Here is a 14,013-nt window from a genome sequence, read left to right on the forward strand (position 1 = left end):
TACTGCGTGCGCCTCTGCGCGCTGTGATCGTCGGGGCCCTGGCCGTGCTGCTGCTCGGCTCCGCGCTGCTGCAAGACGCGGCATCCGCCGCCCTGGCCGCCAGTGTCGACCCCGCCTCGCGCGGGATCTACGACATCCTGGTGACGGCGGATGCGGCCAGCGAGGCGCCGACGCTGCTCGCCCCGAACTCGCTGTACACAGGGGAGGAGCAGCTCAGCCTCGCCGACGTCGAGGCCATCCGCGCACTGGCCGGCGTGGATCTGGCTGCCCCGATCGCCCAGATCGTCGTGCCCGGCCAGCGCGGCTACCAGACCCAGGTGCGCATCCCGGTCGACCTCGGCCAACCCGTCTCGGCGCCCGAGAGCTACCGGGCGGTGTTGCGCCTGCTCGGTGACAGCGGACTCGGCGAACGGCTGATCGCCGAGAATACCGCTGCGCTGACGCTGGACCGAGCCGACGTGCCGCTGGAACCGCCCCCGGTGGTCGACGACGTCAACTCCTCCTGCTCGATCGGCGCTGTGGCGATCCCGTGCTCGCTGTTCCCGTGGGCGAGCGCGCCCCTGTCGCGGACGGCGGTGTGGATGGAGGCCCTCGATGGCACGTACTCGAGCACCGGTGAGAGCGACGGCCAGACGATCACCCTGCACATGCCGGCCTCGTTCAGCGGCGACCTGCGGATGACGCTCATCGACCCGAACGCCGAGCGGGCGCTGCTCGGCACCGCCGGCGGCTTCCTCGACCCGCTGATCGACCTCGGGGGCACGGCGCCGGTCGACTACGATGCCCTCGAGACCTGGGCGGCAGCACGCGACACCCCCGCGGCCCGCGCGATCAACGCCACCGCGCAGGCCACCCAGAAGTTCCATGACGAGTTCTTGGGCGGGGCGGCATACCTGGAGTATGCCCGCATCCTGCGCGAACGCGGCGAGGAGCCGGACCCCGACGCCTACACGGGCACCATGATGCCCGTTGTGCCCATGCTCCTCGCCGACGATCTCGCCGCAGGTGCGCTTCGCGCCGAGTTCAGCGTGGAGTCGTTCGGGCCGAGCGGTCCGCTTCCCGATCCGCTCGAGAACAGCGGTGGCTACGTGCCCAACCCGCCGATTCCGGATGCCGTGCGCAACGGCGACCCGGGCGTTGCGCTGCCGCCGGTCAGCGTCGACGCATCCGTGCTGCTGAATCCCGCGTCGTATGGCGCACTCTCGCTTCCCTGGCCCGGCACGGTTCCCGGTCGTGCGCCGGAGTCGGTGTTCCCCGATTACCCGTTCTACGTGGACCTGTCCAGCCCGGTGAGCGTGCACGACCTCGCTCCGGGTGTCGGCACCGTCGGATCCGATGGGGCGCAGGAGGTGCGCCTGGATGGCGTCGGATTCCACAAGCTCGGCGGGGATGCCGGAAGCGTTCTCAACGAGAGCCTGCGCGGCGGAACAGATGTGAATCCCGACCTCGCCGGAACCGAGTCGGTTTTCGGCGTCGTCCGGGCACGCGAGCGGGGCGTGCCCACCCAGGGCGAGTACCGGGGCGGGGTCAGCGTCGGCGGGTTCAGCGCCGGCGAGCAGCGCGCCATCACCGAGCTCGCCGCCGGCATTCCGCTCGGGGCATATGAGCCGAGTGACGCCACGTTGCTCGCGACGGCGGACGACGAGGGCCTGTCGGTGGGATCCCCGGTCGCCGGCTTCGGCCCGCTCGGCCTGGCCGCCGGGCGCACGAGCGCGATCGCCGACATCAACAGCGTCGCATTCCGCAGCGAGAACAAGGTCGACGCGGTGCGGGTGCGCGTCGCCGGCGTCGAGCGCTACGACGCGGCCGGCATCAGCGCCGTCACGCAGGCCGCCCGCGAGATCGAGCGGCTCGGCTACCGTGCCACGATCGTCGCCGGCAGCCAGGGCGAGGACGTGAGGGTGAGCGTCGGCGGCTACGCCTTCGGCACCATGGATGCCGCGACCCCGCAGAGGGTGGGGGAGCTCGGCGTCATCCAGCAGCGCTGGAGCGTGCTCGGGCCGGCCGCCGCGGCCGGAGCCGGCATCGGCGCGGGGACACAGCTGTTGCTCGGCACGGCGCTGCTTGCCGTGCTCGGGGCGTTCGCCCTGATCGAAGCGGGCGCCGTGCCGGCCCGGCGCCGGGAGGCCGCCGTGCTCCGCGGGCTCGGCTGGCGGCGCCGGCGCATCGTGGCCTGGTTCGCGGCCGAGCATGTCGTCGCGCTGGCGGTGCTGGCCGCCGCCGGCCTGGCCGCCGTGCTCGTCGCCGCCGACCCGCCGCTGACCGCGACCGTCGTCGTCGTCGTGCTGCTCGCCGGCTCGGCGATCGCGCTCACGGCGCTCGCACGGGCGACTCGGGCGCCCCGCGTGTGGACGGCGAGCGAGGCCGAGCTGCAGCACGCGCGGGGAGACGTGCGTGAGCGCGAGTTCGAGCGGCGGCCGGAGGCCCGCGTGCTCGGCACGGACCTGTCGGCTGCGGAATCCGCGCCGGCCGCCCGCATCGTGCGGATGCCGCGCTCGCCCCTGCTGTGGGGCGTGCAGCGTGCCTGGCGCAGCCCCGCCGCCTCACTGCCGCGCGCCGCCGCCGTCGGCGCGGTGATGGCACCCGTCGCCGCGCTCACCGCGGCCAGCGCCGAGCCGGGTGGGGGCGGCCCTGCCCAGCTCCTCCTCGCCGCGGCCGGAGTGGCTGCCGGCCTGGTACTGCTCGCCGGGTTGCGACAGCGCGACCGGGCGGCCGCCACGCCCGAGTCGGCCGACGCCCCCGCGGCCGTGTTGGCTGCCAGCGGCTGGCTGCCGCGCGAGGTCCGGTTGGCCGCCCTGGCCGCGTCGCTCGCCGCCCCGCTGGCCGCCGCGCTGCTCGGCAGCTATGCGCTCTGGTTCGTGCTCAGCTCTGCCGGCATCGACAGCGTCAACACTCCGGTCAGCGCGGCGCTGGTCGCCGGACTCGCCGCCGCACTGCTCCTGCTGCCGCCCCGCCCCCGCCCGTCTCCCTCGCCGTCAGCCGAGAAGATCCCAGCCCGAAAGGCGGCCCTGTCCCGTGGCATCGCTTCTTGAACTCCGCGCCGTGAGCGTGGCCTTCGCCGACCGCTCCGGCACCCTGACCGTGCTCGCCGACTCGCTCGACGTCGGGCTCCGCCCCGGGCGCCTGCACTGCGTGGCCGGGCCGCTCGGCTCCGGCAAGAGCAGCGTGCTGCGGGTGGCGGCCGGGCTGCTGCGCCCGACGTCCGGCACCGTCGCCTGGAACGGCGAGGAGCTGGCCGCGCTTGGTGAGGATGCCGTCGCCTCGCGGCGTGCGGCGCACATCGGCTACGTCGACCAGGAGGCGACGCTGCTCGGCCACCTGAGCGTGCTGGAGAACGTGCTGCTGCCGGCCGTGCCTCGGCGCCGGGGCGCCGAGCTGCAGGAGCGCGCGCACCAGCTGCTGGCCGAGTTCGGGGTGGCCGAGGTCGCCTCCGCCCGGCCGGCCGAGCTCTCGCCCGGCGAGCGCCGGCACGTCGCCCTGGCCCGGGCGCTGCTGCTGGAGCCACCGCTGCTCATCCTCGACGAGCCGACGACGGGCCTGGACCGGGCGTCCGCCGACGCGATGATCGCCGTTCTGGGCGCCCAGCGCGCGGCCGGCCGGGCGCTGCTCGTCGCCTCGGTCGACCAAGCGCTGGTCGACGCGGCCGATGTGCGCTCCACACTGGGCGGCGGCATCCGTTAGAGTGAAAGGCTGCTCGGCACCCGCCGGGCCACCCCCAAGACAGAAGGAGCCCGTCGTGCCCAGGGAACGTGGCGAGAAGGTCGTGGCCACCAATCGCAAGGCCCGCCACGACTACACGATCGAGGACACCTACGAGGCAGGCATGTCGCTCTCGGGGACCGAGGTCAAGTCATTGCGCGCCGGCCGGGCCAGCCTGGTCGACGGCTACGCCTTCATCGAGGGCGGCGAGATCTGGCTCGACGCCGTGCACATCCCCGAGTACTCTGGCGGCACCTGGACGAACCACCCGCCGCGGCGCAAGCGCAAGCTGCTGCTGCACAAGCAGGAGATCGTCAAGATCAGCCACAAGACCAAAGAGGGCGGCTACACCCTCATCCCGCTGCAGATCTACTTCAAGGATGGCCGCGCCAAGGTCGAGCTTGCGGTGGCGAAGGGCAAGAAGGAATACGACAAGCGCCAGGCGCTGCGTGAACGTCAGGACAAGCGTGAGTCCGACCGGGCGATCGCCAGCAGGAAGAATCTCGGAGACTGAGCATGAACCCGCACGACCGCATCCCCGTTTCCGGCACCTTCAACTTCCGTGACGTGGGTGGGTATCCCGCCGCTGGCGGGGTCGTGCGCCCGGGCAAGCTGTTCCGCTCCGACGGTCTGAGCAAGCTCGGGGACGCCGGCAAAGGCGATCTGATGCGTCTCGGCGTGGGGCTCGTGATCGACCTGCGCGATGACTTCGAGGCGACGATGATGCCGGACGACCTCGACGGCACCGGCATCCGCACGGTTCGGCTTCCCGTCTTCGAGGGCTCCGGCGCCTCACAGGCCGAGGGCAACGTGAGCCTGGAATCGCTCTACGAGAAGATCCTGAACGAGCATTCGGATGTCGTCGTCACCGCGCTGCGCGACATCGCCGACTCCGACGGCGGCGTGCTCGTGCACTGCACCGCGGGCAAGGACCGCACCGGCGTCGTCGTCGCCCTCGCTCTGCTCGTGGCCGGCGTGGACCGCGAGACCGTGCTGGCTGACTATGCCCGCTCCGAGGCGAACCTCGGCGGGGAGTGGCTCGACGGAATGCTCGCCCTGCTCGCCGAGCACGGTGTCGAGGCGACGCCCGCGCTGCGCACCCTGATGGGCGGTAGCCCGCCCGAGGTGCTCGACGCCGCGCTGCAGAGCATCGAGGCCAAGCACGGCTCCGTCAGCCAGTACCTGGCGGACTCCGGGATGCCGGAGAGCGAGATCGAGAAGCTCCGCGCCGCCCTGGTCGAGCCCGCCGCAGAACCCGTCGCAGAACCCGTCGCAGAGCCCGCCGCCTAGGGCTCGCCGAGCCGCGTTGGGCTGCGTCTGGCGCTCTGCCGCCCCGCGCACCCGCTGGTTGAGCCTGTCGCAGCCATCGCCAGCCTCACGCTGTGTCAGGGCTTCGGTCGCTGGCGCGCCCTCCAGCCAGCGTGAGACTCCCGTGCCCCGCCCCGCCAGCCAGCGTGCGACTCACGTGTCCCGCCTCCAACCAGCGTGCGACTCACGTGTCCCGCCTCCAGCCAGCGTGCGACTCACGTGTCCCTCTCCCCACGTCGGCTGAGGGAGCGAGGGACGAGCGACCGAAGCCCTCTGGTCGAGCCCGTCGAAATCGGCAGCAAGGCCTGCCGCAACCCGTTGGTCGAGTAGCGAGGAACGAGCGTATCGAGACCCCGCCGCACGAACAGAAAGTTATCCACATCAGGCATTTTTCTCGGGAATTGCTTGCATTCCGCCGTAGAATAGGAGCATGGAAAACGCGGCGGGGCAGCTGGCAGAGGCACAGTCCCTCCTCGCCGCCGCCCTCGCCGAATCCGATGAGCGGATGCTGCACGACGACGCCCTGCTCGAGCTCACCGCGACGGCCGAGGCCGTCGGCCGGCTCGTCGACGCGCTCCGCATCCGGGCGGCCGGGGAGGTCGCGTTCCGCTCCCGCCGCGAGCTCGGCGAGGACCGGCTGTCGGCGAAGAAGGGCTGCCGCAACGGGGTCGAGCTGCTCGCCCGGACCACGCTGGCCTCCGAGCGCACGATCACGCAGCGGATGCGGCTCGGGGCGGCCGTGCGGCCCCGCACCGCGCTCATCGGCGACACGATGCCGGCCCGCTTCGAGCAGGTCGCCGACGCCCTTCGTGCCGGTGCGCTCGGCTACGACAGCGCGGCCGCCATCGTCGACACCCTGGACCCGATCCGGGCCCGGGTCGGCGACCTCAACGTGGAACACGCCGAGACCGCGCTCGTCGCCGCGGCGACCGGGCCCACGATCGAGTCCGCTCTGCCGTTCGCGGCCGACGAGGTGCGCGGGCAGGCCCGCGTCTGGGAGAGCGTCCTGGACGAGGACGGCACCGAACCGATTGAGGAGCGGGCGATGGCCGCCCGCGGCATCAGCGGCGGCCTGACCCGGGACGGGTTGGTGCACCGCAGGATGGCGCTGCTGCCGGAGGTCGACGCGAAGTTCGAGTCCCTGCTGAACGCCTATCTGAGCCCGCGCTCGAAGCCCACCTTCAACGACGCCGACCCGGACCAGCCGAGAGACCCGCGGGCGACCGCGCAGGCCCGGCACGATGTGTTCGCGAGCCTGATCGACGGGGCCGCCCGCAGCGCCGAGGCTCCGACGATGGGCGGGGCCGCCCCGACGGTGCTGGTCTCCGTGCGGCAGGCCGACCTGACCGCCGGCAGCGGCTCCGGCTTCATCGAGGGCTGCGAGGCCCCGATCTCCCTGCGGGCGGTCGAGCAGTTCGTGTGTGCCGGCGGGCAGCAGCACGTCCTGATCGACGGCGACGGGCGCCTGGTCAGCCTGAGCAGCACCGATCGGGTGTTCAACGCCGCCCAGCGGCGGGCGATCAGCCTGCGCGACGGCGGCTGCATCATCCCCGGCTGCAGCATCCCGGCCGCCTGGTCCGAGATCCACCACGTCATCGCGTACCGGGACGGCGGCGAGACCGAGACCTGCAACGGTGTCCTGTTGTGCTGGTACCACCACCGCACCATTGAGACGAGCGGGTGGCGGATCCTGATGATCGACGGGGTCCCGCACGTCAAGCCGCCGCCCTGGCTGCGAAACGGCCACAGCGAGGCCGAGACGCCCTGGCGAAGATCGACGAAGTCCCGCACCCAGCTGGCCGACCTCCTCGAACGGCAGCGCGAGCGCCAGCCCGTGCTCGTCGAGTAGACCCCCGGGTCGAATCACGCCGCCAGGCAGTAAGCCAGCCGACCAGCTTCTCCGCCCGTGCCCGAGGCTTACCCCGCGCTGAACCGGGCGTGCACGGCCGCGCTCACCCGGATCTCCTCCGGCTTGAGCGTCGTGACGTCTCCGCCGGCATCCGCGGCACCCATCGACGTGCGCATCGCCATCTTCGCCAGCGGGTGCTCGTCATCGCCAAGCAGACCCGGGTCGCTGATCGCCTCGGGGATGACGCCGGTGAAGCCGAGGCTGGCCGCGTAGATCTCGGCCTTCTTGACGGCGGCGGCGACGGCATCCCGCTGCACCGCGCTCTCCACCTCGTGCCGGGTCGCGTCGCTGAGCGACCAGTCCACGCCATTCACCGTCACCCCGTCGAGCAGGGCGATCTCGCCCACCCAGCGGGAGAGGGCGACGAAGTCGTTGAACGTCGCGCTGAGGGATGCCGCCGAGTGGTGCACGACGGGCAGCTGCTCGCCCGTCTGACTCCATGGCCGCTGGCCCCAGACCCGGAGCTGCTCGCCGGCCCACTCCAGTACGGGGCCCGTGCCGGGGGAGTGCAGGTAGCCCAGCTGGGCGCTCAGCTCGGAATGCAGCCGGGCACTCTGCTCCAGCACGTCGTCGCGTTCCGGCCCCTCGAAGCCGACGGAGAGGTGGAGCACGGCGCGTTCCGCGGCGTGTTTGCGCTCGGCTTCTCCGGAAACGGTGATGGTGATGCCCATGGCTTCCCCCTTGGAATGGATTTCTGCTGGCCGCTGTTCTAGACTGTAGGGCTGCATGAGGTTCTCGTCTAGGACGGTCTCGTGCAGTGTTTGACAACTCAACAGCGTGTGACAACGACCTGCTTCATGGGGATGATCGGTTTCGACATTGCCTGTTCAATTGCGAGAAGCGGGTCGAGGATTCAGGGTTATCTCGTAAACGATCTCTGAAAAACAATAAGTGCCAATTCAAAGCGCACTGACTTCGCCCTCGCTGCCTAAGCGAGCGCACTAAAGAAGTCCGTCAGACCGGGAATGCTCTCTACCCGGATCCTGGCGCCATTTAGAGAGATTGCTTCTACATTGAGCCGCGGGGTGTAGAGGGACTTAAACGAGGGCTGGGCTTGTCGGATTAGGTGCTAGTGGCAAATTCCGGAGCCGAGTAGAACGATTTCACTAGATACACCCGTAGAAGGCGCATGACTACAGCAGTGGACCCGGGTTCAATTCCCGGCATCTCCACCACCAAGGTCGTTGTCACACGTTGTTGTTTCCTCCTGTTGTCACACCCTTCTCGCACGCGGCTTTCTCCGGCCCCGATCCGCGACACATCGTGCCGACACGCCCGAGCCGCATCACCGGGATATATCGATCGACAGAGTATGTTCTGTCGCATGGCCGACACCGAGATGCGCGAACCGACCCTCTTCATCCTCGCGTCGTTGGCGGGTGGGCAGAAGCACGGCTACGCGATGATCAATGACGTCGCAGCGCTCTCCGACGGCCGCGTCCGGCTGAAGGTCGCGACGCTCTACGCGGCCCTGGACCGGCTCGGCACGCAGGGACTGGTCGCCCCGGCAGGGGAGGAGTCCGTTGACGGGCGCCTCCGCCGCTATTACGCGCTGACGGAACCCGGATCGGATGCCCTGGAGCGCGAGCTCCAGCGGATCGAGGCGAATGCGCGCCAGCTGCGCTCCCGCCTGCAGGCGCGGCCGGCATCCATGCGAGCCGCGCTCGGGGGCATAGCGTGAGCGCCCTGGAGGCCCGGTACCGCGCCCTGTTGCGCGCGTACCCGCGCGCCTGGCGGGCGGCCAAGGAGGAGGCCGTGCTCGGCACCCTCCTGGACGTCGCAGACGGCGAGGGCCGCTTGGCGCCGAGCGCGCGCGAGACGACCGCCCTGCTCGGCAACGGCCTGGCCACCCGGCTGAGCGCCTCCCTGCCTGCCCGGGTCCGCGACGGCGTCGCCACCGTGGCCCTGGCGACAGGCGCCGCCCTCTCGCTCGTGTTCTTCCTCGCTCACGGCTGGGCGCCGTGGGCGGCCAGGGACCCGATGGTCGTGGTCCGGACGTTCGGCCCGTTCGTCAACCCGGGCGTGCTCCTCTACGCGGCGTGGCTGATCGCCCTTGCCCTGTCCCTGTTCGGTCGGCGGCGGGCGGCCCGGATCGCCCTGGCCGCGAGCGTGGTGACCGCCATCGGCCTGGTGGCGGCCAGTCACGCCACCGGAGGCTGGGCGGGGCTCTCCTCCACCACGATCGGCTTCCTGGGGCTCCTCGCTCTCCTCGGGCTCGGGGGAGCGCCCGTCACGCCCCGGATGACGCTCCTCGGCTTCGGTGTGGCCACCGCGGCCCTCGCCGGCGTGTACGCGGGGCTGGGCGTGTTCGGCGCGCGGTACCACGGCGATCACTTCTTCTGGCTGGTTCCGGCCGGAACCTCCAACCTGGGGATTGCCCTCGTGCTGGCGCTCCTCCTCGCCGGTGCCCTCCTCGTCGCCCAGAACGCCGTGGCCGCCGCGGTCGTGGTGATCGCCAGCCTGCCCTGGGCGGCGGCCTGGGCGGTCGGCTCGCTCAACTCCCGCGGGGAGGAGGGCATGGCGATCCTCGTCGCCGCGGCCGTCTGCGCATCGCTCCTGATCGGGGTGATCACACTGCGCCGCGCGGCTGCCGTCGCCGCCGCAGATCCTTCCCATTGAATGGGAATCGCTTGCCGGTCGGGCGGGCGCCGCTGCCACACTCGGGGGTGTTCGCTTGTGTCGCAGAGAGGCGCCCATGACCGTCATTCCCCGCCCCCCGGTGGCGCCGGAGAGCCTGCTGGCCGCGCCAGACCAGGCCTCCCAGGCCGAGATCACCCGGGAGATCGCCGAGTTCCACGCCGACTTCCTGCGCCGCGAGGCTGCGGGTGAGGTTCTCCCGCGCACGATGTACGACTTCCCGCCCTACCGCTCCAGCATCCTGCGGCATCCGACCAAGAGCCCGACCCTCGTCGACCCGGAGACCATCGAGCTCCTCTCGCCCGCGTTCGGGCAGCGCGACGTCGCCGCCATCGAGTCCGACCTCACCCTGCAGCACGCGGGGGAGCCGCTCGGCGAGCGGATCACGGTGCGTGGCCGGCTGCTCGACTCCTGGGGCCGCCCGATCGCGAACCAGCTGATCGAGGTGTGGCAGGCCAACTCGGCCGGGCGCTACATCCACCAGCGCGACCAGCACCCGGCGCCGCTGGACCCGAACTTCACCGGTGCCGGCCGCGCCGTCACGAACGATCGCGGCGAGTACCTGTTCACCACGATCAAACCCGGCCCGTACCCGTGGAAGAACCACGTGAACGCGTGGCGGCCGGCGCACATCCACTTCTCGGTGTTCGGCAGCTCATTCACGCAGCGCGTCGTCACCCAGATGTACTTCCCCGGCGACCCCCTGTTCGGCCTGGACCCGATCTACAACTCCATCCGCACGCAGGCCGACCGCGACCGGCTGATCGGCGTCTACGACCACGACCTCACCGAGCCGGAGCGCTCGACCGGCTACCGTTTCGACATCGTCGTCGACGGCCCGGACGCCACCTGGTTCGAGCAGGAGGACGACCACTGATGACGACCGCATCCGCCCCGCCCCGCAGCCTCGAGCCGACCCCCGGCCAGACCGTCGGTCCCTTCTTCGCCTTCGGCACCAACTACGAGAAGATGCACGAGGTCGTGCACCCGCACTCGCCCGGCGCGCTCCTGCTCGGCGGCACCGTGTACGACGGCGCGGGCAACCCGATCCCCGACGCCCTCGTCGAGATCTGGGGGGCGGATGCCGACGGCACCGTGCCCCGCGCGCGCGGCGCCCGCCGTCGCGACGACCACAGCTTCACCGGCTTCGGCCGCGCGGCGACGAACGACGACGGCCGCTACGAGTTCTGGACCCGCAGCCCCGGCGCCGCGGCCGGCCGCGCCCCGTTCCTCGCCGCGATCGTGTTCGCGCGCGGCCTGCCAGACAAGCTGCACACCCGCATCTACCTGCCAGAGGACGCGGAGGCGCTGGCCGCCGACCCGCTGCTGTCGTCGCTCGCGGCCGGGGAGCGCGCTACGCTCATCGCAACGCGCCTGCCGGGCGGTGGGCTCCACCACGACATCCGGTTGCAGGGCGAGAAGGAGACCGTGTTCCTTGCCTTCTGATGTGACGAGCGCCGATGTCTTGAACCCCGCTGTGACGAGCGCCGATGTGACGAACGCCGCTGCGCCGCCCGGTTCGGTGTTCGACCGCGGGCTGCTCTCCCCGGTGACGGCCGGTCACGACGACCTCGTGGCCGACGACGCCGTGCTCGGCGGCCTGGTCACCGTCGAGGTCGCGCTCTGGCGCGCCCTCGACACCGTGCGCGGCGGCGAGGCTTCCGCCCGGGAGCGGCGTTCGGCCGAGCTCGGCTGGCGCGGCGCCGGGGAGCTCTGCACCGGGCACCGGCTCGGCGTCGACCTCGACCAGGTCGCCCGGGAGGCCGCCTCCGGCGGCAACCCCGTCATCCCGCTCGTGCGGGCGCTGCGGGCGGGCGGGTTCGCCGAGGCGCACGAGGGCGCCACCAGCCAGGACATCCTGGACAGCGCCCTCATGCTGCTGGCCGAACGCGCCCGTGCCCAGATCGCCGCCGACCTGACCGCGCTCGAGTCCGCCCTCGCCCGGATGGCCAGAGAGCGGCGCGGCCAGACCGCCGCCGCCCGCACCCTCACCCAGCACGCCGTGCCGACAACGGTCGGTCTCCGTGCCGCGAACTGGCTGCGCGGCATCCGCCGGGCCCGGCTGGCCCTGGACGCCGCCCTGCTCCCCGCCCAGCTCGGCGGCGCCGGCGGCACCCTCGCCTCCTGGGCCGACGCACTCGGCGCCGAGCGGGCGGCCGCGCTGCCCGCCGCCTTCGCCGCCGAACTCGGCCTGGCCGCCCCCGACGCGCCCTGGCACACCCAGCGCTGGCCCGTCACCGAGCTCGGCGACGCGCTCGTGCAGCTGCTGGCGGCGCTCGGCAAGCTGGCGACGGATGTCGCCACGCTCAGCCGCACCGAGATCGCCGAGCTTGCAGAGGGGGAGCCCGGCGGCTCCTCGGCCATGCCGCAGAAGCGCAACCCCGCGGCCTCCGTGCTGATCCGCTCGGCTGCCCTGCGCGCCCCGCAGCTCGGCGCAACGCTGCAGCTGGCCGCCGTGCTCGCCGTGGACGAGCGCCCGGACGGCTCCTGGCATGCCGAATGGCCGACGCTGCGCGAACTGCTGCGGCTGGCCCTCGGCGCGACCGCGCACGCGCGCACGCTCGTCGGTGGGCTGGTCTTCGACGACGCCGCCGTCGCCCGCAACCTGGCCATGACGGGCGGCGCCCTCCTCGCCGAGCGCGGGCCCCGCGCGGGGGACTCAGCCCCCGCGAACTACATCGGCCTGGCCAGCGAGCTGGCCGTGCGGAACCTGGGCGACGACCCCACGCAGCAGGAAGAGGCCGCGCACCAGGAAGAACAGACATCATGACAGTGCCCCGGATCGCCCTGACCGCCGCGATCGGCCCCGCCGATGCGCCGCTGCTCGTGCTCGGCCCCTCGCTCGGCACCTCCAGCATCCTCTGGGAGCAGGCGGCACCCGCGCTCACCGAGCACTACCGGGTGCGGGCCTGGGACCTGCCCGGCCACGGCGCCTCCCCGGCGGCGACCGCGCCGTTCAGCGTTGCCGAGCTTGCCGATGCGGTGGCCGCTGCGGTGCGCGCCGGCGGCGACGAGACGCTGCTCTACGCCGGGGTGTCGCTCGGCGGGGCGACCGGGCTGGAGCTGGCGCTCCGGCACCCGGACCTCGTCACCGCGGCCGCGATCCTCGCCTCCGGCGCCCAGCTCGGCTCGCCGGAGGCCTGGCTGGAGCGCGCCGCCCAGGTGCGCAGGCAATCGACGTCCTCCCTGATCAGCGCCTCGGCCGGCCGCTGGTTCGCGCCCGGCTCGGTGGAGCGGGAGCCCGGCCTCACCGGGCGGCTACTGCACGCGCTGCAGGGCGCGGATGACGAGAGCTACGCACTCTGCTGCGAGGCGCTCGCCGGCCTGGACGTCCGCGAGCGGTTGGGCGAGATCTCGGCCCCCGTGCTGGCCGTCTGGGGCGAGTTCGACCAGGTCGCCCCCGAGGCCAAGGCCCGGGAGATCGCCGGCGGCGTGCAGCACGGCGCGACGGCGCGCATCCCGGATGCGGCACACCTGCCGCCCGCCGAACAGCCAGGGGCCACGGCAGACGAGCTGCTGGCGTTCTTCACCCACACACGAGAGGCACGGGCATGAGCAGGCCGGACGGCACAGGGCTGAGCGACGCGGAGCGCTACGAGCAGGGCATGCAGGTCAGGCGCGCGGTGCTCTCCGACGCGCACGTCGACCGTGCGACGGCATCCGTGACCCCGGTGACCGCGGACTACCAGGATTTCATCACCCGCGTCGCGTGGGGCGACATCTGGTCGCGCCCGGGGCTCGACCGGCGTGCGCGCTCGGTCGGCGTCATCACCGCGCTCATCGCCCTCGGCCACGACGAGGAGCTCGCCATGCACCTGCGGGCGGGCCTGCGCAACGGCCTCACCGTCGCCGAGATCAGCGAGGTGATCCTGCAGAGCGCCATCTACTGCGGGGTGCCGGCGGCCAACACGGCGTTCCGCATCGCCGCGGAGGTCTTCGCCGAGAATCCCTGATTCTTCTCGCCCGCCCGAGCGGCTCCGGGTCTATGATCGCGCCAGAAGCCGCTCGCGCGCCTGCGGATCCGACGCAGCATCGCGAACGGGGAATGCGACGATGCTATGACACGCGTGCCGGGGATGCGAGACGTGCTTCGCCGCGTGAGCATTGCCGGCGCCGCCCTGGCCGTGCTGAGCGGCCTCACGCTCGCCGGCTCGCTCACGTCTGAGCTGGAGTTTCAGGGCTCTGACCGGGGATTCGCATCGACATCCGTGGGCGCGGAGGGCGCAGAGGGCGACAAGGAGCGCGCCGACGCCGATGACGGGCTGCCCGCCGCCCGCGCGGTGGATCCGCCGGGCCTGGTCATGTTGCACGGCCGCGTGGTCGAGGATGCCGACGCCGCGCGCTTCGTCACGATGACGCGGAGCCGCGGCCCCCCTCTGCCCGCTGCCGTCAAGACAACGCCGCGAGAAAGCGGCTCGTGGGGCATCCACCCGTACCCCCAAAACGGGTGACATTAACAA

Annotated in this window: 14 protein-coding genes and 1 other RNA gene; 14 read left to right on the top strand and 1 reads right to left on the bottom strand. The window is 72.2% G+C overall.

Translation table 11 applies throughout. The annotated features are described in order from the left end of the window. Nucleotides 1-23: 23 nt before the first annotated feature. From BLT62_RS17855 to BLT62_RS07215, 5 genes are all read left to right on the top strand, one after another. The gene (locus BLT62_RS17855) at nucleotides 24-3,032 is read left to right on the top strand and encodes a hypothetical protein (RefSeq protein WP_172829656.1); all 3,009 of its coding nucleotides are present in this window, start codon (nucleotides 24-26) and stop codon (nucleotides 3,030-3,032) included. Next, the gene (locus BLT62_RS07200; RefSeq protein WP_172829657.1) at nucleotides 3,016-3,681 is read left to right on the top strand and encodes an ATP-binding cassette domain-containing protein; all 666 of its coding nucleotides are present in this window, start codon (nucleotides 3,016-3,018) and stop codon (nucleotides 3,679-3,681) included. The genes BLT62_RS17855 and BLT62_RS07200 overlap by 17 nt, the downstream gene beginning before the upstream one ends. 55 nt (nucleotides 3,682-3,736) lie before the next feature. After that, nucleotides 3,737-4,213, top strand: a complete 477-nt coding sequence (gene smpB / locus BLT62_RS07205; RefSeq protein WP_083363443.1) for an SsrA-binding protein SmpB — start codon at nucleotides 3,737-3,739, stop codon at nucleotides 4,211-4,213. 2 nt (nucleotides 4,214-4,215) lie between these two features. Beyond that, a complete protein-coding gene (locus BLT62_RS07210; RefSeq protein WP_083363444.1) occupies nucleotides 4,216-4,989 on the top strand; it encodes a tyrosine-protein phosphatase in 774 nt (257 codons plus the stop codon). Nucleotides 4,990-5,437: 448 nt separating this feature from the next. Beyond that, nucleotides 5,438-6,856, top strand: a complete 1,419-nt coding sequence (locus tag BLT62_RS07215) for an HNH endonuclease signature motif containing protein (protein WP_083363445.1) — start codon at nucleotides 5,438-5,440, stop codon at nucleotides 6,854-6,856. A 68-nt stretch (nucleotides 6,857-6,924) separates the two neighbouring features. Here the strand turns inward: BLT62_RS07215 and BLT62_RS07220 are convergent, their stop codons facing one another. After that, nucleotides 6,925-7,587, bottom strand: a complete 663-nt coding sequence (locus tag BLT62_RS07220; protein WP_083363446.1) for an SIMPL domain-containing protein — start codon at nucleotides 7,585-7,587, stop codon at nucleotides 6,925-6,927. A 128-nt stretch (nucleotides 7,588-7,715) separates the two neighbouring features. On the opposite strand from BLT62_RS07220, the gene ssrA reads away from it, so the two are divergent. The 9 genes from ssrA to BLT62_RS07265 all read left to right on the top strand — a co-directional run bounded on the left by ssrA (nucleotide 7,716) and on the right by BLT62_RS07265 (nucleotide 14,004). Continuing rightward, nucleotides 7,716-8,091, top strand: a transfer-messenger RNA (tmRNA) gene (ssrA, locus tag BLT62_RS07225). Nucleotides 8,092-8,240: 149 nt separating this feature from the next. Continuing rightward, nucleotides 8,241-8,597 (top strand): PadR family transcriptional regulator, encoded by a 357-nt coding sequence (locus tag BLT62_RS07230; protein WP_083363447.1) that lies wholly within the window; start codon nucleotides 8,241-8,243, stop codon nucleotides 8,595-8,597. Further along, complete coding sequence (locus BLT62_RS17970) at nucleotides 8,594-9,535, top strand: hypothetical protein (RefSeq protein WP_197675180.1); 942 nt, start codon at nucleotides 8,594-8,596, stop codon at nucleotides 9,533-9,535. Before BLT62_RS07230 ends, BLT62_RS17970 begins: the two co-directional genes overlap by 4 nt. 76 nt (nucleotides 9,536-9,611) lie before the next feature. Continuing rightward, on the top strand, nucleotides 9,612-10,430 hold the full coding sequence (gene pcaH / locus BLT62_RS07240) for a protocatechuate 3,4-dioxygenase subunit beta (RefSeq protein WP_083363448.1): 819 nt from the start codon (nucleotides 9,612-9,614) through the stop codon (nucleotides 10,428-10,430). Next, nucleotides 10,430-10,999, top strand: coding sequence for a protocatechuate 3,4-dioxygenase subunit alpha (gene pcaG / locus BLT62_RS07245; RefSeq protein WP_083363449.1), 570 nt, complete (start codon nucleotides 10,430-10,432; stop codon nucleotides 10,997-10,999). Before pcaH ends, pcaG begins: the two co-directional genes overlap by 1 nt. Further along, a complete protein-coding gene (locus BLT62_RS07250; RefSeq protein ID WP_231919386.1) occupies nucleotides 10,989-12,323 on the top strand; it encodes a lyase family protein in 1,335 nt (444 codons plus the stop codon). The genes pcaG and BLT62_RS07250 overlap by 11 nt, the downstream gene beginning before the upstream one ends. Beyond that, entirely contained in the window at nucleotides 12,320-13,108 is a 789-nt protein-coding gene (locus tag BLT62_RS07255) for an alpha/beta fold hydrolase (protein WP_083363450.1), read from the top strand. Before BLT62_RS07250 ends, BLT62_RS07255 begins: the two co-directional genes overlap by 4 nt. After that, nucleotides 13,105-13,506 carry a 4-carboxymuconolactone decarboxylase gene (gene pcaC / locus BLT62_RS07260; protein ID WP_083363451.1) on the top strand — a complete coding sequence of 134 codons (402 nt, stop codon included), beginning with the start codon at nucleotides 13,105-13,107 and terminating at the stop codon, nucleotides 13,504-13,506. The genes BLT62_RS07255 and pcaC overlap by 4 nt, the downstream gene beginning before the upstream one ends. A gap of 132 nt (nucleotides 13,507-13,638) precedes the next feature. After that, the gene (locus tag BLT62_RS07265) at nucleotides 13,639-14,004 is read left to right on the top strand and encodes a hypothetical protein (protein ID WP_156786272.1); all 366 of its coding nucleotides are present in this window, start codon (nucleotides 13,639-13,641) and stop codon (nucleotides 14,002-14,004) included. Nucleotides 14,005-14,013 lie beyond the last annotated feature (9 nt).

This window comes from Microterricola viridarii, assembly GCF_900104895.1.
Taxonomy (GTDB): Bacteria; Actinomycetota; Actinomycetes; order Actinomycetales; family Microbacteriaceae; genus Microterricola; species Microterricola viridarii.